The sequence below is a fragment of the Sinosporangium album genome, assembly GCF_900100605.1.
Classification (GTDB): Bacteria; Actinomycetota; Actinomycetes; order Streptosporangiales; family Streptosporangiaceae; genus Sinosporangium; species Sinosporangium album.
In genome coordinates this window covers 68,487-90,732 of the sequence record NZ_FNCN01000013.1, presented here as the reverse complement: position 1 = coordinate 90,732, position 22,246 = coordinate 68,487, and the positions used below count along the sequence as shown (strand labels likewise).

At 70.2% G+C, this 22,246-nt stretch carries 21 protein-coding genes; 8 read left to right on the top strand and 13 right to left on the bottom strand.

Annotation, left to right across the window (positions count from 1 at the left end):
- Nucleotides 1-12 precede the first annotated feature (12 nt).
- From BLQ73_RS15830 to BLQ73_RS15815, 4 genes are read left to right on the top strand one after another with little or no spacing between them, the layout of a single operon-like run.
- Complete coding sequence (locus BLQ73_RS15830) at nt 13-969, top strand: ABC transporter permease (RefSeq protein ID WP_093171221.1); 957 nt, start codon at nt 13-15, stop codon at nt 967-969.
- Nucleotides 966-1,820, top strand: a complete 855-nt coding sequence (locus tag BLQ73_RS15825) for an ABC transporter permease (RefSeq protein ID WP_218125877.1) — start codon at nt 966-968, stop codon at nt 1,818-1,820. Before BLQ73_RS15830 ends, BLQ73_RS15825 begins: the two co-directional genes overlap by 4 nt.
- Before the next feature lie 22 nt (nt 1,821-1,842).
- Entirely contained in the window at nt 1,843-2,844 is a 1,002-nt protein-coding gene (locus BLQ73_RS15820) for an ABC transporter ATP-binding protein (protein ID WP_093171220.1), read from the top strand.
- Complete coding sequence (locus tag BLQ73_RS15815; protein WP_093171219.1) at nt 2,841-3,827, top strand: ABC transporter ATP-binding protein; 987 nt, start codon at nt 2,841-2,843, stop codon at nt 3,825-3,827. The genes BLQ73_RS15820 and BLQ73_RS15815 overlap by 4 nt, the downstream gene beginning before the upstream one ends.
- Before the next feature lie 14 nt (nt 3,828-3,841).
- Here the strand turns inward: BLQ73_RS15815 and BLQ73_RS15810 are convergent, their stop codons facing one another.
- Nucleotides 3,842-4,852, bottom strand: a complete 1,011-nt coding sequence (locus BLQ73_RS15810) for an ABC transporter substrate-binding protein (RefSeq protein WP_093171218.1) — start codon at nt 4,850-4,852, stop codon at nt 3,842-3,844.
- A gap of 148 nt (nt 4,853-5,000) precedes the next feature.
- Here BLQ73_RS15810 and BLQ73_RS15805 point away from each other — a divergent pair, with 148 nt between their 5' ends.
- From BLQ73_RS15805 to BLQ73_RS15795, 3 genes are read left to right on the top strand one after another with little or no spacing between them, the layout of a single operon-like run.
- Complete coding sequence (locus BLQ73_RS15805) at nt 5,001-6,053, top strand: FecCD family ABC transporter permease (RefSeq protein WP_093171217.1); 1,053 nt, start codon at nt 5,001-5,003, stop codon at nt 6,051-6,053.
- Nucleotides 6,050-7,126, top strand: coding sequence for a FecCD family ABC transporter permease (locus tag BLQ73_RS15800; protein ID WP_245691110.1), 1,077 nt, complete (start codon nt 6,050-6,052; stop codon nt 7,124-7,126). The genes BLQ73_RS15805 and BLQ73_RS15800 overlap by 4 nt, the downstream gene beginning before the upstream one ends.
- A gap of 26 nt (nt 7,127-7,152) precedes the next feature.
- Nucleotides 7,153-7,977, top strand: coding sequence for an ABC transporter ATP-binding protein (locus BLQ73_RS15795; protein ID WP_093171216.1), 825 nt, complete (start codon nt 7,153-7,155; stop codon nt 7,975-7,977).
- An 88-nt stretch (nt 7,978-8,065) separates the two neighbouring features.
- On the opposite strand, the gene ftsY is transcribed toward BLQ73_RS15795, so the two are convergent.
- From ftsY to recG, 11 genes are all read right to left on the bottom strand, one after another.
- Nucleotides 8,066-9,244, bottom strand: coding sequence for a signal recognition particle-docking protein FtsY (gene ftsY / locus BLQ73_RS15790; protein ID WP_093171215.1), 1,179 nt, complete (start codon nt 9,242-9,244; stop codon nt 8,066-8,068).
- A 117-nt stretch (nt 9,245-9,361) separates the two neighbouring features.
- Entirely contained in the window at nt 9,362-13,045 is a 3,684-nt protein-coding gene (smc, locus tag BLQ73_RS15785) for a chromosome segregation protein SMC (RefSeq protein WP_093171214.1), read from the bottom strand.
- Between the two features lie 552 nt (nt 13,046-13,597).
- The gene (locus tag BLQ73_RS33460) at nt 13,598-13,792 is read right to left on the bottom strand and encodes a hypothetical protein (RefSeq protein ID WP_093171213.1); all 195 of its coding nucleotides are present in this window, start codon (nt 13,790-13,792) and stop codon (nt 13,598-13,600) included.
- A gap of 188 nt (nt 13,793-13,980) precedes the next feature.
- A complete protein-coding gene (locus BLQ73_RS15775) occupies nt 13,981-14,289 on the bottom strand; it encodes an acylphosphatase (RefSeq protein WP_093171212.1) in 309 nt (102 codons plus the stop codon).
- Nucleotides 14,256-15,125 carry a bifunctional DNA-formamidopyrimidine glycosylase/DNA-(apurinic or apyrimidinic site) lyase gene (gene mutM, locus BLQ73_RS15770; protein ID WP_093171211.1) on the bottom strand — a complete coding sequence of 290 codons (870 nt, stop codon included), beginning with the start codon at nt 15,123-15,125 and terminating at the stop codon, nt 14,256-14,258. The genes BLQ73_RS15775 and mutM overlap by 34 nt, the downstream gene beginning before the upstream one ends.
- Before the next feature lie 5 nt (nt 15,126-15,130).
- Nucleotides 15,131-15,871 carry a ribonuclease III gene (gene rnc, locus BLQ73_RS15765; RefSeq protein WP_093171210.1) on the bottom strand — a complete coding sequence of 247 codons (741 nt, stop codon included), beginning with the start codon at nt 15,869-15,871 and terminating at the stop codon, nt 15,131-15,133.
- Between the two features lie 247 nt (nt 15,872-16,118).
- The gene (gene rpmF / locus BLQ73_RS15760; RefSeq protein WP_093171209.1) at nt 16,119-16,298 is read right to left on the bottom strand and encodes a 50S ribosomal protein L32; all 180 of its coding nucleotides are present in this window, start codon (nt 16,296-16,298) and stop codon (nt 16,119-16,121) included.
- A gap of 1 nt (nt 16,299) precedes the next feature.
- A complete protein-coding gene (locus BLQ73_RS15755; RefSeq protein ID WP_093171208.1) occupies nt 16,300-16,854 on the bottom strand; it encodes a YceD family protein in 555 nt (184 codons plus the stop codon).
- 115 nt (nt 16,855-16,969) lie between these two features.
- On the bottom strand, nt 16,970-17,446 hold the full coding sequence (gene coaD / locus BLQ73_RS15750) for a pantetheine-phosphate adenylyltransferase (protein WP_093171207.1): 477 nt from the start codon (nt 17,444-17,446) through the stop codon (nt 16,970-16,972).
- A 17-nt stretch (nt 17,447-17,463) separates the two neighbouring features.
- Nucleotides 17,464-18,033, bottom strand: coding sequence for a 16S rRNA (guanine(966)-N(2))-methyltransferase RsmD (gene rsmD, locus BLQ73_RS15745; RefSeq protein WP_093171206.1), 570 nt, complete (start codon nt 18,031-18,033; stop codon nt 17,464-17,466).
- Between the two features lie 472 nt (nt 18,034-18,505).
- Complete coding sequence (gene recG, locus BLQ73_RS15740; RefSeq protein ID WP_093171205.1) at nt 18,506-20,701, bottom strand: ATP-dependent DNA helicase RecG; 2,196 nt, start codon at nt 20,699-20,701, stop codon at nt 18,506-18,508.
- Nucleotides 20,702-21,043: 342 nt separating this feature from the next.
- On the opposite strand from recG, the gene rpmB reads away from it, so the two are divergent.
- Nucleotides 21,044-21,229 carry a 50S ribosomal protein L28 gene (gene rpmB, locus BLQ73_RS15735; protein WP_093171204.1) on the top strand — a complete coding sequence of 62 codons (186 nt, stop codon included), beginning with the start codon at nt 21,044-21,046 and terminating at the stop codon, nt 21,227-21,229.
- A gap of 229 nt (nt 21,230-21,458) precedes the next feature.
- Here the strand turns inward: rpmB and map are convergent, their stop codons facing one another.
- Nucleotides 21,459-22,235: a type I methionyl aminopeptidase gene (map, locus tag BLQ73_RS15730; protein ID WP_093171203.1), complete on the bottom strand. Its 777-nt coding sequence runs from the start codon at nt 22,233-22,235 to the stop codon at nt 21,459-21,461.
- Between the last annotated feature and the right edge of the window lie 11 nt (nt 22,236-22,246).

Genomic DNA, 22,246 nt, shown 5'->3' with positions numbered 1-22,246 from the left:
GGCGAACACACCGTGCTCCGCTTCCTAGCCCGCCTGGGCAACGCCCTGTTCACCCTGCTCATCGCGACAGCCGTGGTGTTCCTCGGCGTCAGAGCACTGCCCGGTGACCCCGCGGTCGCCCTCCTCGGCGAGGAGGGCGACCCCGCCGCCCTGGAGGCCGTGCGCGAGCAGTACGGCCTCGACCAGCCGGTCATCGTGCAGTTCGTGAAATACCTCCAGCAGATCGTCACGGGCAATCTCGGCGACTCGGTGCGCACCGGGCTGCCGGTCACCGACGTCATCGCCGGGGCCGTCCCGGTGACGCTGGAACTCACCGTGGTGTCCATGCTGGTCGCCGTGGTCATCGGCGTCACCACCGGTGTGGTGGCGGCGCTCTACCGGGGCCGGGTCGCCGGCTGGGTGGTCAGCGTCGCCGCGCTGATCGGCCTGTCGGTGCCGAGCTTCTGGCTCGGGCTCATGGCGATCCTGGTGTTCGCCATCATGATCCCGATCCTGCCGGCGTCCGGATTCGTGCCCATCGACATCGATCCCGTGGGCCACGTCACCCACCTGGTGATGCCCGCGCTGGTCCTCGGCACCGCCTTCGCCGCGGTGATCATGCGCCAGACGCGTGCCGCGATGCTGGAGGCGCTCACCACGGACTATGTCCGTACGGCGACCGCCAAGGGCCTCCGCCGCCGCCACGTCGTCATGAGGCACGCCCTGCGCAACAGCCTCATCGTGGTGGTCACGATCGTCGGGCTGCAGCTCGGCACGCTGATCGCCGGGGCGGTCGTCACCGAGCAGGTGTTCGTCATCCCGGGGTTCGGCAAACTCATGATCGACGCGGTCGCCACGCGCGACTACCCGCTCATCCAAGGGGTCGTCCTGATCACCGCTACCGCCTATATCGTCATCAACCTTCTCACCGACCTGCTGTACACGGTGGTCGATCCGAGAGTGCGCGTCACCGCGGGTGAAGCGGCGTGACCAGCCCGGACATCGCCGTCGCGCGGAGCCCGCGCTTCTCGCTCATCCGCAACAGGGCCGCCGTCACCTCGATGCTGGTCCTGATCGGGATCGTCGGCGTGGCCGTGTTCGCCCCGCTGCTCGCCCCCTACGACCCCGAGGCCACCGGATTCGACTCCCCCCTGCTCGGGCCCAGCGGCCAGCACCTTCTCGGCACCGACGATCTCGGCCGCGACGTGCTGTCCCGCACGATCTACGGCCTGCGGGCCTCGGTGCAGATCGGGGTGCTCGCCGTCCTGTCCGCCACGGTCTTCGGCGTCGTGCTGGGCCTGCTCGCCGGCTACTACCGGCGGGTCGACATGGTCGTCTCCCGCGTGGTGGACGTCACGCTCGCGTTCCCCCACCTGGTGACCGCGGTCGGCCTGGCCGCGATCCTCGGAGCCTCCGGGGTCAACGCGGCGATCGCCATCGCCATCTCCCAGTTGCCCGGCATGGTGCGGGTCGCGCGCGGCGAGACGCTGCGCCTGCGGGAGATGGACTACGTCGCGGCGGCGGCCGTCAGCGGCGCCCGGGACAGCCGCATCCTATTCCGGCACATCATGCCCAACGCCGCGAGCGCCCTGCTCGTCCAGATCAGCGTGTCGATCCCGGCCGCCGTCATGAGTGAGGCGATGCTGTCCTTCCTCGGGGTGGGCGTCCAGCCCCCGGCACCCTCGCTCGGCGTGATGCTGTCAAGCGGCCAGTCCTTCCTGCAGGTCGCCTGGTGGATGCCCGTCTTCCCCGGCATCGCCATCGTCTTGATCACACTCGCGTTCAACCTCGCCGGCGACGCCCTGCGCGACGCGCTGGACCCGCGGTCGGTGAAGCGGTGAACGCCGTCAAGGGAGAACCGGCATGACGCTGCTGGACGTGCGCGACCTTTCCGTGCGCTTCCCCACCAAGAAAGGGCCCGTGCTGGCCGTCGACGGACTCACCTACCACGTGGAACCAGGAGAGATCATCTCCCTGGTGGGCGAGTCCGGCTGCGGCAAGAGCGTCGGCATTCTGTCGCTACTCGGCCTGCAGGGGCCGACCGCCCGGATCTCCGGGTCGGCGGTCTTCGACGGCAAAGAACTGCTGCACGCCTCGGAAAAGCACCTTTCCGCGATCCGCGGCCGACAGGTGGCCTGCGTCTTCCAGGACCCGATGAGCTCGCTGAACCCCGTGCTCACGGTCGGGAAGCAGGTGGCCGAGGTGCTGCGCCGACACCGGGGGCTGTCGGCGGCGAAAGCCAAGGCTCAGGTGATCGAGCTGCTGGAGAGGGTGGGCATCCCCGCCCCGGCCCAGCGCTACTCGAACTACCCGCACGAGATGTCCGGCGGCATGCGGCAGCGCGTGATGATCGCGATGGCCATCGCGTGCGAACCGCGCCTGCTCATCGCCGACGAACCGACCACCGCCCTGGACGTCACCATCCAGGCGGGCATCCTGGAACTGCTCAAAGAACTGCGCAGGGACACCGGCATGGCCGTCCTGCTGGTCACCCACGACCTCGGTGTGGTCGCCGACATCGCCGATCGCGTGATCGTCATGTACGCGGGGCGGAAGGTGGAGGAGGGGGAGGTCAGGGCCCTGTTCGCCAACCCGCGCCACCAATACACGCGGCGGCTGATGGAGGCGATCCCCCGGCGCGGCGGCGGAGGAGACCGCGACCGGCGCCTCTCCGGCATCCCCGGCACCGTCCCCACGCTGCACGAGTCGCCCGCGGCCTGCAGCTTCGCCGGGCGGTGCGCCGTCGCCTCCGAGCAGTGCCGTACGGCACTGCCCCCCTTCGCCGAGATCGCCCCCGGCCAGTCCGCAGCGTGCTGGCACCCGGGCCCCCAGGCCGCCGAGGCCGTGACGGGAGCACACCCATGAACACCGTGAACGGGCTCGCGCCCGCCTCCGCCGTACCCGCGCTGCAGGTCACCGGGCTGACCAAGCACTTCAGGACGGCCGCGGGCACCGTACGGGCCGTGGACGACGTGAGCTTCTCCATCGGCAAGGGCGAGATCGTCGGCCTGGTCGGGGAGTCGGGCAGCGGCAAGTCGACGGTCGGCCGGTGCGTGGTGATGTTGAGCCCGCCCACCGCCGGCAGCGTCGTCATGGACGGGGTGGAGATCTCCGGGCTGCAGCGCGGCGCCATCCGGCGGCGCCGTACGGGCTTCACCATGATCTTCCAGGACCCCGCCACCTCGCTCAACCCGCGGATGCAGGTGCGCGACATCGTGGCAGAGCCCCTGGTCATCCACCGGATCGGGCAGCCCGGCGAGCGCGAGCGGCGCGCTACGGAGCTCCTTGACCTGGTGGGGCTGCCGCAGATGGCCGCGACGCGCTTTCCGCACGAGCTGTCCGGAGGGCAGCGTCAGCGCGTCAGCATCGCCCGCGCGCTGATCGCGTCGCCGTCGCTCGTCGTCGCCGACGAACCGACCTCGGCGCTGGACGTGTCCATCCAGGCGTCGATCCTCAACCTCATCAAGGACCTCCAGCGCGACCTGGGTTTCGCGTGCCTGTTCATCAGCCACGACCTGGCCGCCGTGGAATACGTCGCCGACCGCGTCATGGTGATGTATCTCGGGCGGGTCGTCGAGACGATCGGCTCGGCGGAGCTGAACGAACGGGCCGCCCACCCGTACACGCAGGCGCTGGTGTCCGCGGCGCCGGTCCCCGACCCGGACGAGCAGCGGAGCAGGGAGCGCATCACGCTGTCAGGCGACATCCCGAGCCCGCTCGCTCCCCCTCCGGGCTGTCATTTCCACCTGCGCTGCCCGGTGGCCATGGACGTGTGCCGCGACCGGTCTCCGGAGCTCGTCGCGGGCTCCGGAACCGGCCATACGGTGGCGTGCCACCGCGTCTCCTGACCTCTCGGGGTGGATCACGCCTTGGCGGGGTCCACCTTGAAGAGCTTGGCCAGGTCGTCGAGCATCAGCTCCGCCCCTTGAAGGCCCACGGCTGTCATCCAGGTCGTGTCGCTCACATCGTGCTTTTCACCCTTGAGCTTGCCCCACAGGGGGTTGGCGAGGAACTTCTCCTGCGTGGCGTCCTTGCCGCTGCCGTCGGGCGAGTAGGACGTGACGAAGATGTGCTCGGCGTCGAGGTCTGAGATCCGCTCTTCGCTGATCTCCACCATGATGGTCTCAGTGGTGCTCGGCTGGCCTTCGGGCCTCGGGAAGCCCACGTCCTTCAGCACGACTCCGGAGTAGGAGTTCTCCACGTACAGGCGGGCGGTGGGCTCGCCGGCGAAGCGCACGATGGAGACGGTCGGCAGCTTGCCGTCGTTGCCCGCGGCGATGGACTTGCCGATGGTCGCGGCGCGGTCCTCGAACTTCTTGATCACCTGCGTGGCGACGTCCTCCTTGCCGAGGGCCGTCGCGGCCAGGTGGATGTTGTCCTTCCACATCGCGCCGGTGGTCTCGCTGAAGACGGTGGGGGCGATCTGGGAGAGCTGCGCGTACAGCGCCTCGTGGCGGACCTTCGCCGAGATGATCAGGTCGGGCTTCAGCGAGATGATCTTCTCGATGCTGGGGCTCTCCAGCGTGCCGACGCTCACCGCCTGCTTGGCGTACCCCTGCACGGGGGCGAGGTATTCCGGCAGCTTGTCGCCCATCGAGCGGTACTCCGTGAAGCCCACGATCTCGCTCTGCAGGCTGAGCACGGCGTCGACGAAGCTCTGGTCGAGGGCGATGACCCGCTTGGGCTGAGCCGGGACCGTGGTCTCGCCCATGGCGTGCTTCACGGTGCGCGGAAAGGACGTGCCGCCTTCGGCCGTGGTCTGCTGGGGGGTCGCGGTCGAGCTCTCGGTGGTGCTGCTCGACCCGCAGGCGGCGAGACCGAGAGCCAGTACGGCTCCCGCCACGCCCGCGGCCAAGGCGCGCAACGTTCTCATCAGGTATTTCCCTTCAAGGAAGGCAAGGCTAACCTCGCTAAGATTAGCCATACCTAAAATGACATAATCCTCCTGCCCCCCCGGCAACAAACACGACAGAAAATGACAATGCTCCCCCGGCTGTCGGCGGGCGCTGAAAGGAGCGCGGTTGAGCGCACTGGCAACCGTCGCGCGCCCACCGGCGAAGGAACGTCTCGGTGCCTTACGACGGCGCCGAATACTCGCACTCGGCGGACTGACCGCGGCGCTCGCCGTGGGGGTCGTGCTCAGCATCGCGATCGGAGCGAAACCCGTCCCCCCGGCCGACATCTGGCAGGCGCTCACCGCCCCCACCGGCAGTGAACACGACATCGTGGTCCGCTCCCTGCGCATCCCGAGGACCGCGCTCGGCATCCTCGCCGGCATCGCCCTCGGCGTCGCGGGCGCTCTCATGCAGGGCCACACCCGCAACCCCCTGGCCGACCCGGGGCTCCTCGGCGTGACCCAGGGCGCCGGCTTCGCCATGGTCCTGAGCATCATGGTGTTCGACATGACCAGCCTGCACTCCTACATCTGGTTCGGGCTCGCCGGGGCGCTGCTGGCCAGCGCCGGAGTGTTCGCCCTCGGCACCATCGGCGGCAAGGCCACGGCCACCCCCGTCACCCTCGCCCTCGCCGGCACCGCGGTCAGCGCCTTCCTCTACGCCCTCACCTCAGCCCTGGTCCTCCTCAACGAACAGGCCATGGACGTGTTCCGCTTCTGGCAGTCCGGATCGATCGCGGCCCGCGGGGAGGAGGTGGCCTGGCAGGTCCTTCCGTTCATCGCCGCCGGGCTGCTCCTCGCCCTCGCGAACGCCCCCGGCCTCAACACCCTCTCGCTCGGCGAGGACGTCGCCCGGTCCCTCGGGCAGAACGTCACCGCCACCCGCGCCGTCGGGCTCGTCGCGACCACACTGCTCACCGGGGCGGCCGTCGCCGCCTGCGGCGCCGTCGCGTTCGTCGGGCTGATGGTGCCGCACATGGTCAGGCCCCTGGCGGGGCCGGACAACCGATGGCTTCTGCCGTACTCCGGGTTGCTCGGAGCGGCGATGGTGCTGTTCGCGGACGTGATCGGACGCGTGGTGGCGATGCCGGGCGAACTGGAGGTCGGCGTGGTGCTGGCGCTGATCGGAGCGCCGTTCTTCGTGGCGCTCGTCCGCAGGCGCAAGCCGGTGCGTCTGTGAACGCGAAGACCGCGGCCCGATCGGTCGCCCGCCCCCTGCGCGTGAGCACCATGTCCTGGCTGCTCCGCCCCCGAGCCCTTCTGGTGGCACTGACGAGCGCCGCCGCCCTGTTCCTCCTGATGGCGCTGAACATGCGGATCGGCGACATCCCGATGACGCTCGCCGACGTCGTGGCCGCCACCTTCGGCGACACACAGAACACCTTCATCATCATGGAGTTGCGCCTCCCCCGCGCCCTCGCCGGCGCGCTCATCGGCGCCGCGCTCGCCCTGTCGGGCGCCATCACCCAGGCCATCGCCCGCAACCCGCTGGCCAGCCCCGACGTGCTCGGCGTCACCCAGGGCGCCAGCGTCACCGTCGTCGCCGCCATCGTCTTCAGCGGCACCGCGTACGGCGGAGCCAGCGGCCTCCTCGCCACCCTCGGCATCCCCGTCCTCGGCCTGCTCGGCGGCCTCGCCGGCGCGGTCATCGTGTACGCCTTCGCGTGGCGGCGCGGCCTGGAAGGCTACCGGCTGGTCCTCGTCGGCATCGGGATCGCGGCGGTGTTCACCAACCTCAAGTACTGGCTGCTCACCGTGGGCGACGTGCACGACAGCAGCCGGGCCATGGTGTGGATCACCGGTTCCCTGCACGCGCGCGGCTGGGAGCACGTGGTGCCGGTCGCGCTGGCTCTTGCCGTACTGCTGCCCGCCGCGCTTCTCGGCACGCGCTCCCTCGGAGCGCTGCGCTTCGGGGACGACACGGTCACCGGCCTGGGGGTGCGGATGAACCGGGCGCGCAGCGCGATGCTCCTCATCGCCGTGCTGCTCGCCGCCGTCGCCACCGCGTCCGCCGGCCCGGTCGCCTTCGTCGCCCTCGCCGCACCCCAGATCGCCCTGCGCCTGGCCGGTACGGCACAGCCGCCCCTCGTGGTGTCCGCTCTGGTGGGCGCGGTGCTGACCGCGGGCGCCGACCTTGTCGCACGCACGCTGTTCAGTCCGGCCGAGCTGCCTGTGGGCGTGGTCACCGCGGTCCTTGGCGCTCCCTACCTCATCTACCTGCTCGTCCGTATCCGCCGGGAACGGCGAACCTGAGTGAAATCCCCAGCGAAGGACACCACATGAGACTCCAGGCCATCGACGTCAAACTCGGATACGGCGATCGCACCATCGTGAACGGCCTCGACCTGGGCATCGAAGCCGGCACCGTCACCACGATCATCGGCCCCAACGGATGCGGCAAATCCACCCTGCTGCGCGCCCTCGGCCGCCTCCTCAAGCCCATGGGCGGCCAGGTCCTCCTCGACGGCAAGCGCATCGACCAGACCGCCACCAAGGAGGTCGCCAAGATCCTCGGCATCCTCCCCCAGGCCCCCACCGCCCCCGAAGGGCTCACGGTCGCCGACCTCGTCGCGCGCGGACGCCATCCGCACCAGAGCTGGTATCGCCAGTGGTCCTCCGATGACGAGAGCGCCGTCGCCGAGGCCCTCGACATGACCGGCCTGCTCGACCTCGCCGAACGCCCCCTCGACGAGCTCTCCGGCGGCCAGCGCCAGCGCGCCTGGATCTCGATGGCCCTGGCCCAGGGCACCGACCTGCTCCTCCTCGACGAGCCCACCACCTTCCTCGACCTGGCCCACCAGGTCGAGGTGCTTGAGCTCGTACGGCGACTGCACGGCCAGGCCGGGCGCACCATCGTCATGGTGCTGCACGACCTCAACCTCGCCGCCCGCTACGCCGACCGGCTCGTGGCCATGCGCGACGGCCGCGTCGTCGCCGCCGGCGCCCCGCACGAGGTGCTCACCGAGGAACTGCTCCTCCAGGTCTTCGACCTGGACGCCAAGGTCATCCCCGACCCCGTGGCCGGCACCCCGCTGGTCGTCCCCATCGGCACCCGCCACCTCCCGGACCGCGGCACCGCGGCCAAAGAGACCGTCTCCACCTGACCTCTCGGCCTCCACGGCGACGGGCCCCCGACACGGTCGGGGGCCCGTCGTGAGAAGCCGTCAGTCGCCCGCCGTCAGTCGCCCGCCGTCAGTCGCCCAGGATGGCGTCGACGAACACCTCGGCGTCGAAAGGCGCCAGATCGTCGGCGCCCTCGCCGAGGCCGACCAGCTTGACCGGGACGCCCAGCTCGCGCTGGACCGAGATGACGATGCCGCCCTTGGCCGTGCCGTCGAGCTTGGTGAGGGCGATGCCGGTGACGTCGACGACCTCGGCGAACACCTGTGCCTGGCGCAGGCCGTTCTGACCCGTCGTCGCGTCGAGCACCAGGAGGACCTCGTCCACGGTGGCGCGCTTCTCGATGACGCGCTTGACCTTGCCGAGCTCGTCCATCAGGCCCGTCTTGGTGTGCAGGCGGCCCGCCGTGTCGACGATCACCACGTCGACCTTGTCGTCGATGCCCTTGGCGACGGCGTCGAAGGCCACCGACGCCGGGTCCGCGCCTTCGTCCTTGCGCACGGTCTCCGCGCCGACCCGCTCGCCCCAGGTCTGGAGCTGGTCGGCGGCGGCGGCGCGGAACGTGTCGGCCGCGCCGAGCAGCACCTGCTTGCCGTCGCCCACGAGGACGCGGGCGAGCTTGCCGGTGGTCGTCGTCTTGCCGGTGCCGTTCACACCCACCACGAGGACCACGGCGGGCCGCTCGCCGTGGGCGGCGACGCGCAGAGTGCGGTCCAGGTCGGACCCCACGAGCGTGAGAAGCTGCTCGCGCAGCAGGCCCCGGACCTCGTCCGGCGTGCGCGACCCGAGCACCTTCACCTTGGTGCGCAGCTCCTCGACCATCGCCCGGGTCGGCCCCACGCCGACGTCGGCGGTGATCAGGGTGTCCTCGATCTCATCCCAGACCTCGTCGTCCAGCCGGTCACGGGAGAGAAGCTCCAAAAGGCTCTTGCCCAGGGTGGTCTGCGACCGCGCCAACCGCGCCCGGAGCCGCACCATGCGACCCGCGGACGGCGGCGGCACCTCCACCGGCGGCACCACGACGGCCGGCTCCACGGGCGCCGCGGGCGGCGGCACCGTGGTCGTCACACCGCCTTCGTCCTCCGCCAGCCGCGCGGGGCCGGCCTGCGTGTCGTCGGACAGCGGCGGGGCCTCACGGGGCTCGACAGGCCGTTCGCCCTTGCCTTTGGGCCGGAACAGCAGGAACAAACCGCCGACCGCCAGCAGGGCGACGACGACCGCGATCGCGATGATGCCGAGGTAGTCAGTCACAACAGGTCAGTTTTCCAGACGACCCACCATGCTCCGCACAAGGAGCCCTCGCAAACCTGTCTCTGTTACCCGCGTCACGGGTCGACCAACCCCGTCGACCCGAGGACGCCGGCCTCCTCAGCCCGCTTCGCGGAGACGCTGGCTCACGACCTGGGTGACGCCGTCGCCGCGCATGGAGACGCCGTAGAGAGCGTCGGCGATCTCCATGGTGCGCTTGTTGTGGGTGATGACGATGAGCTGCGAGCTCTGCCGAAGTTCCTCGAACAGCGTAAGCAGCCGCTGGGTGTTGGTGTCGTCGAGCGCGGCCTCGACCTCGTCCATGACGTAGAACGGCGAGGGCCGGGCCTTGAAGATGGCCACCAGGAAGGCCACCGCGGTGAGCGACCGCTCGCCGCCCGAAAGCAGCGAAAGCCGCTTCACCTTCTTGCCCGGCGGCCGGGCCTCGACCTCGACGCCGGTGGTCAGCATGTCGTCGGGCGCGGTGAGCGTGAGCCGGCCCTCCCCACCGGGGAAGACCCGGGTGAAGATCTGCTCGAACTCCCTGGCCACGTCCTCGTAGGCGGAGGCGAACATCAGCTCGACCCGCTCGTCGACCTCCTTGACGACGGTGAGCAGGTCGCGGCGGCTCTTCTTCAGATCCTCGAGCTGCGAGCTCAGGAACGCGTGCCGTTCCTCAAGGGCGGCGAACTCCTCCAGGGCGAGAGGGTTGACCTTGCCGAGCTGGTTCATCTGCCGTTCAGCCGCTTTGGCGCGCTTCTCCTGCTCGGGCCGGGAATACGGCACGGGGTCACCGTCCTCGGTGGAGGGCACCGGAAGGGTCGGCCCGTATTCCGCGATGAGCGCCTCGACCTCCACGCCGTACTCCTCAAGCGCGCGGGTTTCGAGCTGTTCGAGACGGAGCCGCTGCTCGGTGCGGGCCACCTCGCTGCCGTGGGCCCGGTTGACGAGCCGGTCGAGCTCGCCGCCGAGCTCGCGGACGACAGTGCGCACGGATTTGAGCTCGGCGTCGATCCGACCCCTGGCCTGGTCGGCCTCGTCGCGTTCGGCCGCTGCCGCGGTCAGGGAGCCCGCGAGGGCGAACAGGGTGCGTTCGACGCCCGTGGCGACGGCCTCGGCGACCCGCGCCTCGCGTTTGCGGCGCTCGCGCCGGTGAACGTCCTCCTCACGGTCCCGCCGTTCCTGGTGGGCGGCCCTGACGAGAGCGTCGGCCCGGCCGGCGATGCCCTTCACCCGCTCCTCGCAGGTGCGGACGGCCAGCCGGAACTCCATCTCGGCCTGCCGGGCGGACGAGCAGGTCGCCTCCCAGCGGTCGCGGTCGTCGGTCGTGGGCTCCTCGGCGAGCTCGTCGGCGCTCTCGGCGGCGGCGAGCCGCTCCTCAAGCTCGGCGAGGCCCAGCGCGTCGCGGTCGCGCGCCTCCTCGGCCGAGGCGACACCGCCCGCCAGCCGCTCGCACTCATCGCGCGCCGCCCGCGCCGCGGCCTCGAGCCGGGCGAGCCTGCGCGCCACGTCGGCGGCCCGCTGATCGGCCTCCCGCTGCCTGCCCCGCACCCGGTCGAGCTCGACCTGGGCCGCGTTGACCCCGCCCTGCGCCGCGTTCACCCCGGTCTGCGCCGCGGCCACCGCGGCGTCGGCCGCCTCCACCGCCGCCTGCGCGTTCTCCTGTACGGCGAGAGCCTCCTCATGAGCCGCCGCCGCCGCCTCGGCCCGCGCCTCGGCGTCGGCCAGGTCGCCGATCGCCTCGTCGAGCGCCGCCCGGACACCGAGGAGCGAGGCGCCCGCCCCCGCCTCGGCCACGTGGGCGGCGAGCAGGTCGCCCGCGAGGGTGACGGCACGCAGGTCGGGCCGGTTCTCCACGAGCTCCCGCGCCGCGGCCAGGTCGTCGACCACCACCACGTCGCCCAGCAGGCGGCCCAGCACCCCGGCGAGCTCCGGGGGCCCGCTCACCACCCGGCTCGCCCACCTGCCGCCGGGCGCGGGCGGCGGCCCGCCCGTCCCCGCGGCGGTCGCCTCCACCCCCGCGACGACCAGCGTGGCCTGCCCGCCCTCCTTCGCCCTGAGGTATTCCAGCGCGTCGACGGCCGCCCCGAGCGACTCCACGGCGACGGCCTCGGCCACCCCGCCGAGCACGGCGGCGATCGCCGTCTCCGCCCCCGGGTCGACCGCCACCATCGCCGCCACGGGCCCGAGCACGCCGGTGAGCCCGGCCGCCAGGACCGCGGCGCCGCCGTCGGCCCCCTGGGCGAGTCCGAGTTCGAGGGCCTCCTTGCGGGCCCGGAGCGCGGCGACGGCGCGCTGCGCCTCCTGGTCGGCCGAGCGTGCGGCCGTGACCGCCGCGGTCGCGGCGGTCAGCCTCCCGCGGGGGCCTCCGGCCGCCGACTTGGCCTCCTCGACCGCGGCCCTCGCCTCGTCGAGACCCGAGCGCGCCACGTCGAGCGCCTGCTGGGCGAGGTCGAACTCCTCGGCGAGCAGCGGGTCGGCGGTCTCCTCGCCCGCGTGGCCGGCCTCGAAGTCGGCCTGGGCGCGGGACGCGCGCTCCTCGGCCTCCGCCAAGGCCGCGGTGAGGCGCCCGATCTCCTCCCGCGCGGCATCCGCCCGGCTCCGCGCCGCCCCCACCTGGCCCCGCAGCCTCGCCAGCCCCTCACGCCGGTCGGCCGCGGCCCGCGCGAGCACGGCGAGCCGCCGCTCCTCGGCGGCGAGACCAGCCTCGGCCTCGGCCCGGCGGTCGACGGCCGCCTCCAGGGCCTCCTGCGCACTCTCCAGCTCGGCCTGGAGCATCAGCTCCTGCTCCCGCACCTCGGCAGCCTCGCGTTCGAGCTCCTCGGGGTCTCGGCCGCGCCGTTCGACCGCCGCGTCGTCGGCGGCGTGCCTGCGCCGCTCCGCGGCGAGCCCCAGCAGGCCCTTAAGACGGTCGCGCAGGGACGACAGGCGGAAGTAGGTCTCCTGCGCGGCGGCCAGGCGCGGCTGCGCCTCGCCCGCCGCCGCCTCCAGCTCGGCCTCGCGGGCCTGCCCGGTGGCGAGCTCCGCCTCCACCTGGGCCCGCCGCGCCTGGACGGCCGCCTCGTCGGCCGCCTCCCTGGCCAGGGTGTCGCGCAGCGTCACCACGTCGTCGGCGAGCAGCCTCAGCCGAGCGTCGCGCAGGTCGGCCTGGATCACGGCGGCCCGGCGGGCGATCTCGGCTTGCCTGCCGAGCGGCTTGAGCTGGCGGCGCAGCTCGGTGGCGAGGTCCTGGACGCGGGTGAGGTTGGCCTGCATGGCGTCGAGCTTGCGCAGCGCCTTCTCTTTGCGCTTGCGGTGCTTGAGAACCCCGGCGGCCTCCTCGATGAAGGCCCTGCGGTCCTCGGGCCCGGCGTGCAGCACCGCGTCGAGCTGCCCCTGGCCGACGATCACGTGCATCTCGCGCCCGATGCCGGAGTCCGACAGCAGCTCCTGGATATCGAGCAGGCGGCAGGTGTCGCCGTTGATGGCGTATTCGCTCTGTCCCGACCTGAACATCAGCCGGCTGATCGTCACCTCGGTGTAGTCGATCGGGAGCGCGCCGTCGGTGTTGTCGATCGTCAGCGTGACCTCGGCGCGGCCGAGCGGCGGCCGGGACGCGGTCCCCGCGAAGATCACGTCTTCCATCTTGCCGCCGCGCAGCGACTTGGCGCTGTGCTCGCCCATGACCCAGGCGAGGGCGTCGACGACGTTGGACTTGCCGGAGCCGTTGGGGCCGACCACGCAGGTGATGCCCGGCTCGAAACGCAGGGCGGTGGCCGAGGCGAAGGACTTGAAGCCGCGCAGCGTCAGATTCTTGAGATACACCGGACGCGTGCGCCTCCCCTGGCCTTGACCTTCGTCGTTGCCAGAAGACTACTGCTCACGGCCCCTTCGAAAGGCGCGAAAGCAGCGGCGAGGGCCTATGTCGCCTCTCAGGAGAACGGCCCGGCGGAACAGCCCGGCGGAACGACTCGGCGGAACGACCCGGGGAACGGCGACGCCCGCCGGGCCACGCTTCGAGACGCGCCGGACCGGCGGACAGGTAGGGCCCGTACGGCACAGCCTCACGCCCACCTGCCCGGATGGCATGTGGGCGACAGGGTGCGCCGCAATAAGCCCTTGCGCTGGATCGCCCCGAGGATGAAGGATGCTCGGTAAGCATCACCCTCGTCGCGACCCGCAAGGGCTCGACCATAAAGTGCACTAAAGCCGCAAATGCCCGGAGTGGCGATCAACCACCCGAACGCATAGATTCACGGAAACAACTCAAAAAATAGAGCATTTCGGAAAAATGCCTCAATTGCGACACTGGCATCTTTATGGAGATATGACAAGGGCGCCACACAGGCGCCCTTGGGGCATGATGTCTCCGACCGCTCAGGTGAGGGCCGGCTCGCGTTCCTGCAGGCGGGTGAACGCATCGTCGCGGTTTTCCGCCACGAGAGCGTCGTTTTGTGCCTGGAGCCGTATGAGCTCTGCCTCAAGATCCCGGATTCGCTGTTGGAGACGGCGCATTTCCGAGACCATCCGAGGGTCAGGACCGCCGACGTGGCCGAGTAGAGCCTTCGCCATGGTAAAGGGTCCTCCACGCTGAGTGACCAGACTGGTTCGCGCACTCGTATGCCGCGGGAGGGGTGCGCGTGGTACTTATCAAGAGTCGCACCGGTCGCACGGACGGTCAAGTTGACCGCACCGCATTGATGGACCGGAGGGCACTCCCGACGCACCAATATACCCCATTTAGAGCGTTATGGTGACCCCTAACGTTCTATGAAGCCGGTCAAAGTACCTCGTGCTTCGCCCCAACGTTCGACAACTCCATCCACCCGGCCAGGAGTATCGCAACCCCGGAGCAGGTCCAGCAGCTTGACACAGGACTCCCGCGATCCCTCGGCCACGATCTCCACCCGGCCGTCCCGGGTGTTCCTGGCCCACCCCCGCAGCCCCAGCTCCAACGCCCGGGCCCGCGTCCACCACCGGAACCCCACGCCCTGCACGTGTCCACGCACCCAGGCGGTGAGCCGTACATCGCCGCTCACGCCCGCATCGCCCTCGGCGGCGGCTGGCATCGCGGACAGCTGTAGGACGAGCGGTTCATGAAGGGCTCCCTGGTCACGGCCGAGCCGCATCGTGAGCACGGCAGGTCCTTGCGGCCGTACACGGCGAGAGATCGGTCAAAGTAACCGCTTTCTCCGTTGACATTGACATAAAGACTGTCGAAAGAGGTGCCGCCCTGCTCCAGAGCCTCGCGCATGACCTCACGTACGGCTTCCAGCAGCTCGGCCGTCTTCGGCCCGGTCAAACTCCCCGCGGGCCGCCTCCCGTGCAGCCTGGCGCGCCACAGGGCCTCGTCCGCGTAGATGTTGCCGACCCCGCTGATCAGCGACTGGTCCAGCAGCGCGCGCTTGATCTCGCTGCGCCTGGCGCGCAGCCGCCGGGCGAACAGCGCGTCGTCGAACACCTCCTCCAGCGGATCGGGTGCGATGTGCGTGATCGGCTCGGGAACGGGACGGGAGTGCGGCAGCCGTACGAGATCGGCGAGCATAAGATGGCCGAAGGTGCGCTGGTCGACGAAGCGCAGGTCAGGGCCGCCGTCGGCGAACGAGACGCGCACCCGCAGGTGGCGTTCGGGCGGCGAGGCGAGCGGCACGACGAGGAGCTGGCCGCTCATCCCCAGGTGGGCGATCATCGACATGTCATCGCCGATCGGCAGCCAGAGGTATTTCCCTCGGCGCTCGGCCGAGGCGATCACGCGACCGGCCAGGCGCGCCTCGAACTCGCCGCCGCCCGGCGCGTGCCTGCGCACGGCGCGGGGGTGGAGAACCTCGACCTCCGCCACCTCACGGCCGACCACCCAGCGCGACAGGCCGCGGCGGACGACCTCGACCTCGGGAAGCTCGGGCATCCCGCTCAGCCCGTGGTGGAGCTCAGCCGCTCGTCGCGGTCGGCGCGGATGCGGGTCCAGGCGGCCTCGGCGGCCTGCTGCTCGGCCTCCTTCTTGCTGCGGCCCGAGCCCGACCCGTATTCCTCGCCGCCGACCACCACCACCGCCACGAACGACTTGGCGTGGTCGGGACCGCTCTCGTTGACGTGGTATTCGGGGACACCGAGCGTCTCGGCCGCGGTCAGCTCCTGCAAGGAGGTCTTCCAGTCGAGGCCGGCGCCGAGGGAGGCCGACCGCGTGATCAGCGGGTCGAAGAGCATGTGCACGATGCGGAACGCCTCGTCGAGGCCCTTGTCCACGTAGACCGTGCCGATCAACGCCTCAAGGGTGTCGGCGAGGATCGAGGACTTGTCCCTGCCGCCGGTGCCCTCCTCGCCCCTGCCGAGGCGCAGGAAGCGCCCCAGGCCGAGTGTGCGGGCGACGTCGGCGAGCGCCCGCATGTTGACCACGGCGGCGCGCAGCTTGGCGAGCTGCCCTTCGGGCAGGTCGGGGTGGTTGCGGTAAAGCGTGTCGGTGACGACCAGGCCGAGCACCGAGTCGCCGAGGAACTCAAGGCGCTCGTTGGTCGGCAGGCCGCCGTTCTCGTAGGCGAACGAGCGGTGCGTCAGCGCCCGCTCAAGGATCTGCGGGTCAAGTCTGATATCGAGAACCCGCTCCAGCTCGTCCCTGGCGACCTCCACGGCCACCGGCTTGGGTGCTCCGCCCATGTCTCCTCCTCGGGCATCTGCCGCATTTCCATGTAGTCCCGCACAAATCTCTTCCGCGGGGCGCGATGGCGAAGGGGAAAGGATGAGATGCCCGAGAACGTGGTGGGCGCCGGGAGTTCTGCGGCAGGTTCCGGCGTCCACCACGGCCGCGGGCGGCCGCCACCGCTAAACACCTCTCAAACGGTAACGCCGACCGGTGCGCGTCCGCGCATTCCCCCGGTCGGCATCCCGTCAGCTCTCAGCGTGATCAGGCCGACGGCTCGATGACCTGCCGACGGTTGTAGGTGCCGCAGTTGAGGCACGCCTGGTGCGGCCGCTTGGGCGAGCGGCACTGGGGGCAGCTCACGAGCGAAACCGCGGCGGTCTTCCACTGCGCGCGGCGGGAGCGAGTGTTGCTCCGCGACATTTTCCGCTTGGGGACGGCCACGTCAGCCCTCCTGATCCTTGTCGTTTTCCGTTACGAGACCTTGCAGTGCGGCCCACCTGGCGTCGATCAGATCGTGCCGGTGGTCTGCACCCGCCTTGGACAGCTTGATCCCGCATTCCACGCAGAGCCCCTCGCAGTCGTCACGACACAGGGGGCGCAGCGGAAGCATGAGCACCGCCGCGTCACGGAACACCGGCTCAAGGTCGAGCAGATAACCGTCGAGCAGCAGGTCGTCCTCGGTGGTGTCCTCCGCCGAGTAGAAGAAGAGCTCCTGGAAGTCGACCTCGATCTCCGAGGACAACGGTTCCAGACAGCGCGAGCACTCTCCGCTCAGCGGAGCGCGCCCCGTGCCCGTGACGAGCACGCCTTCCATGACCGCTTCAAGCCGGATCTCCAGCTCGACCTCGGCGTCCTTGAGGACGCCGATCATGTCGACGCCGAGCTCCGCCGGTGCCGGAAGAGACAGATGTCTGCGCAACATCGACCCGGGTCGCCGACCCAGCTCGTGGGTCGAGAGCACCCAAGGGGCGCGGGGGTCAAGATTGTGCGGGCTCATCCTGCTTCTCGCTAGGCATGGCGAAATATCACCGTCGTGCAAGGCCGAAGCAGAATACTACCAGCGATTGGACACCCCGACTTCCCGGGAGCCGCCCGCCGGCGGTGCCCGTGACTCAGCCTCTCATCCGCTCGACCAGGACGTTGTGCACGAGATCGGGGACAAGGCCCGTCACGTCCCCGCCGTACCTCGTGATCTCCTTGATCCTGCTGGAGGACAGGAAGGAGTACTCGGGGTTGGTGGACATGAAAAGCGTCTCGACCCCGGACATCCGGTAGTTGAGCTGAGCCATCTGGAGCTCGTAGTCGAAGTCGCTGACCGCCCTCAGGCCCTTGACGATCGCCGGAATATCATGCTGACGGCAGAAGTCAACGAGAAGGCCGTGAAACTTCTCCACCCTGACATTGCCGTATTCCTTGGTCACGGCCGTGAGCATTTCAATCCGCTCTTCCACCGTGAACAGGCTGTTCTTCTCGATATTGATCAGCACCGCGACGACCACCTCGTCGTACAGCCGGGAGGCCCGGCCGATGATGTCGAGATGACCGTTGGTGACAGGGTCAAATGACCCAGGGCAGGCGACTCTGCGCAAGGCGCACCCCCAACTATCTATGGGTTCCCAGCGGCGCGACCGTACCAAACCGCCGCTTCACCGTAACGACGGACCCTCTCCTCAGTCAGCCCCTCAGGCCATGCGAGATCCTCCCCGCGGCTCTCCCGCTCGATGGCCACAAGCGCGGATTCGCCCAGCCAGCCCTGGGAAAGCAGGAGGTCCAGCACGCTCCGCAGCGCCCCGTCGCCCAGCGCGTAGGGCGGGTCGGCGAAGACGAAGTCGTACGGCTCCGCGCACGGCCTGGCCAGCACCCGCTCCACCCGGTCGGCCACCACCTCGGCCCCCGGCAACTCCAGCGACGCGACATTGGCCTTGATCGTGCGCACGGCCTTGGCGTCGGACTCCACCAGCGTCGCGTGCGCCGCGCCCCTCGACAGCGACTCCAGCCCGATGGCCCCCGACCCGGCGTAGAGATCGAGGACCCGCAGCCCCGCCAGCGGGCCGATGAGCGACCCCACCGTCGAGAACAGCCCCTCCCTCGTGCGGTCGCTCGTCGGCCTCGTGCTTCTCCCCGGGGGCACGGCCAGCCGACGCCCTCCAGCGGTCCCCGCGATCACTCGTGTCACAGCTCCATTGTGGCCCGCCCACCACTGCGCAAAGACGTCGGCATTCCCTCCAGGCACATGGCACCACACCCGCCAGAGCCGACGAACACCCAGGTCAGAGGCCTCCAGTGCCATCCCGCGGAACCCATGGCCGCGTAGATCGAGTCAAGAGTCAGCAAGTGTCGGCGACGAATGTGTAAGGGTCGTTCCTCTCACCGGGCGCGACCATCATGATGGGTTCTGCGGCCTTCAAGGTGACCCAGGGGAAGGCCGACCGGTGTGATCGTGAGCCCTTCCGCACACCGGTGCCCTCGGCACCTGACCCGAGGGTGGGCCCAGCCTGGGACGGCATTCGGGGGGAGGCCGTCCCGTGGCTGGGCCCTGGGTCATTCTCAGGGGCCTGAGCTTTTTCGAGCTCAGGCCCTCTGTCACGCCAGGCCCTCTGTCCCATCAGGCCCCCAGACACGCCGGGCCCTCTGTCCCATCAGGCCCTCTACGTCTTCTCCAGGAACTCCGCGCGCTCGTCGCCCAGGAGCTTGTCGATCTCGGCGTTGAGCGCCGGATGGGCGAGCAGATCCGGGTCGTCGGCGAGCAGCAGCTCCGCCTCCTCCCGGGCGGTCACGATGACCTCCTCGTCGCGCAGCAGCTGCAGCAGCTTGAGCGACGACCTGCGGCCCGACTGCGCCACGCCCAGCACGTCGCCCTCGCGGCGCTGCTCAAGGTCCACCCGCGACAGCTCGAACCCGTCGAGGGTGGCGGCCACGGCGTCCAGCCTGCCCCTGGCCGGCGTCCCGGCGGGGAACTCCGTGACCAGCAGGCACAGGCCGGGAAGCCCGCCTCGGCCGACACGGCCGCGGAGCTGGTGGAGCTGCGACACCCCGAAGCGGTCGGCGTCCATGATGACCATCACCGACGAGTTGGGGACGTCGACGCCCACCTCGATCACGGTAGTGGCCACGAGCACGTCCACCTCGCCCTTGGCGAACGACCGCATCACGGCGTCCTTCTCCTCCGGCGGGAGCTTGCCGTGCAAGATCTCCACGCGCAGCCCCGCGAGCGGCCCCTCCGTGAGCACGGCCGCCACCTCGGTGACCGAGAGCGGCGGGCGCCGCTCGTCTCCGGCAGCCCCCGAGGCGTCCGGCCCGGGAGCCTCCAGGTCGCCCTCGTCGCCCTCCAGGTCGCCGATGCGCGGGCACACGACGTAGACCTGACGGCCGAGGCCGACCTCCTCGCGCACCCGCTCCCAGGTGCGCTCCAGGTAGTGGGGCTTGTCGGCGGCCGGCACCACATGCGTCGAGATGGGCGCCCGCCCGGCGGGAAGCTGGGACAGCGTCGACACCTCAAGATCGCCGAAGACCGTCATGGCCACCGTGCGCGGGATCGGAGTCGCCGTCATCACCAGCACGTGCGGACGGCCGTCGCCCGCCTTCTCCCGCAGCGCGTCACGCTGCTCCACCCCGAATCGGTGCTGCTCGTCCACCACCACCAGGCCGAGATCGGCGAACTGGACCTTGTCCTGGAGCAGCGCGTGAGTGCCGACCACGATGCCCGCGCCCCCGGAAGCCGCCTCCAGCATCGCGGCCCGGCGCGTCGGCGCCCCCATCGACCCCGTGAGCAGCGTCACACCCGTGCCGCCGAACATGCCTCCCTGCGCGAGATCGCCGAGCATGCCCGTGATCGACCGGTGGTGCTGCTGGGCGAGGACCTCCGTCGGAGCCAGCAGCGCCGCCTGCCCTCCCGCGTCCACGACCTGCAACATCGCCCGGAGCGCCACCACCGTCTTGCCCGCGCCGACCTCGCCCTGCAGCAGGCGGTGCATCGGGTGGGACCGCGCCAGATCGCCCGCGATCTCCTCCCCCACCTCGCGCTGCCCCTCGGTCAGCTGGAACGGCAAAGCCGCGTCGAACCGCGCCAGCAGCCCGCCTTCCGACCTCGGCCTCGGCTTCGCCGGCCACTCCGCCGCCGCCATCCGCCGCCGCACGAGCACGGACTGGAGCACGAACGCCTCATCGAACTTCAGCCGGCGCTGAGCCCGCGAGACATCACTGAAGTCCTTCGGCCTGTGAATCGCCACCAGCGCGTCGGCCAGATCGGGCAGGCGGTGCCTCGCGCGAAGCGGCGCGGGCAACGGATCGTCAAGCGGACCCAAGGTGTCCAGCACCACGCCGACCGCGCGGCGGATGGCCCACGGCGTCACATCTTTCCCCGCTGGATAAATCGGGACCGGTGTCGCCGCGAAATCCTCCGCAGATCCCTCTGTTTCTTCAAAAAGCTCGAAATCCGGATGGGCGAGCTGCCACCGCGGTCTGTCCGACCTGCCGTAGGACCCCACCTTGCCGGCGAACATCCCGCGTCTGCCCTGCTTCAGCCGCGACTCCGCCACATGCGACGCCCGGCCGAAGAACGACAGATAAATCTTGTTGCGCGAGCCGTCGACCACCTCGACCTCAAGCCAGGTGCCGCCGCGATTGCGCATGGGCTTGCGCATCACCCGCGACACCTCGCCCACCACGGTGGCATGCTCATCCACCTCAAGCGCGTCGATCGACGTCAACTCACCCCGCTCGGCATAGCGCCGCGGGTAGTGGCGCAGCAGATCGCCGACCGTGGTCAAATCGAGCACGGTCTCCAGCAGCTTGGCCGTCTTGGGGTCCAACGCCTTGGCCAGGGGCTCGTCAAAGCGGCTCACACCAACCAGTTCTACCGCCTGCCTATGACACTGTCGGCTATTCGACACCTCTGAGCACCCCTCGCGCCCCCCTTGTGCCCCCTCGTGCCCTCAGCGAGCTCGTGCCGGCCCGCCGCACGCCGGGAGGCCGCCCAGCCGAGAACCCCTGCATGCGGGGCCCGCCGATGCGCTACGGTTAGGGGCGGAGATTATCCACGTCCATGCCCTGCCCTGCGGCCTCGCGTCGCGTGCACCCACGGGCATCGGATATCCTCGTGTGGCCAGCCGGTTGTCCCGGCCTGCCCGATGACGCCCCCGCGCGGCTGCGGATCGGGCTTATCGACTGATCTAAGGAGCGATACCGTGGCTTCCGTATGCGACGTCTGCGGCAAGGGGCCGATCTTCGGCAACAACATCTCGCACTCGCACCGCCGCACCCGTCGCCGCTGGAACCCCAACATCCAGACGGTCCGGGCCAAGGTCAACAACACGCCGAAGCGTCTCAACGTGTGCACCTCCTGCATCAAGGCGGGCAAGGTCACGCGCTGACCCACCACTTTCTCGCGACGGCCCGGTCCCTCCCACGAGGGCACCGGGCCGTCGCGTGTCTCACCTGAAAGCGCGCCGCGACCTCACTGATCGGCCAGGCATCTCGGCGCTGCGACCGGGTCGAGGATCAGCGCGGCACCGAGGTGAGGCATCGAAAGCCTTCCTTTTCACCGGTGATTCGCGGTGAGGCGCCAGGAGCACCGGGGCGGGCGCGGCTTCGACCTCACGGTCACGCCTGCTTCGGCAGGGTGAGGATTTCGGCTCCGTCGCCGGTGATGGCGATCGTGTGCTCGCTGTGTGCCGTCCGGCAGCCTGTCGCACTTCGGAGCGTCCACCCGTCGGCATCGGTGACGAGCTCGGCGGTGTCCGCCATGATCCACGGCTCCAGGGCCAGCAGCAGCCCGGGGCGCAGTGTGTAGCCACGGCCGGGCCGTCCGGCATTTGAAACGTGCGGGTCCTGGTGCATCGTTGATCCGATGCCATGGCCACCGTACTCGGTGTTGATCGAATAGCCCGCCTCAATGAGGACCGAACCGATGGCGTGGGAAATATCACCGGTGCGAGCCCCGGGCCTGGCAGCGGCTATCCCCGCGGCCAGCGCGCGTTCGGTCGCGCTGATCATCGCGACGCTCTCCGGGGGCGTTGACCCGCCCACGATGAAGCTGATGGCAGCGTCTGCGGCGAATCCGCCTCGGGAGACGGCGAGGTCGAGCGACAGCAGATCGCCGTCGGCAAGCGTGTAGTCGTATGGCCGTCCGTGGAGCACGGCGTCGTTGACGGCCGTGCAGATGTAGTGGCCGAACGGCCCGCGTCCGAAGGACGGCGCGTAGTCGACGTAACAGGACAGCGCGCCGGCATCGACGATCATGTCCTTGGCCCACCGGTCGATGTCCATGAGGTTCGTGCCGACCGTGCTTCGGCTCTTCAACGTCTGCAGGATGTCAGCGACCAGGGCGCCGGTGTCCCTCGCTCGGGCCAGTTCGGCGGCGTTCAGGATCTCGATCATGCGGCACCTCT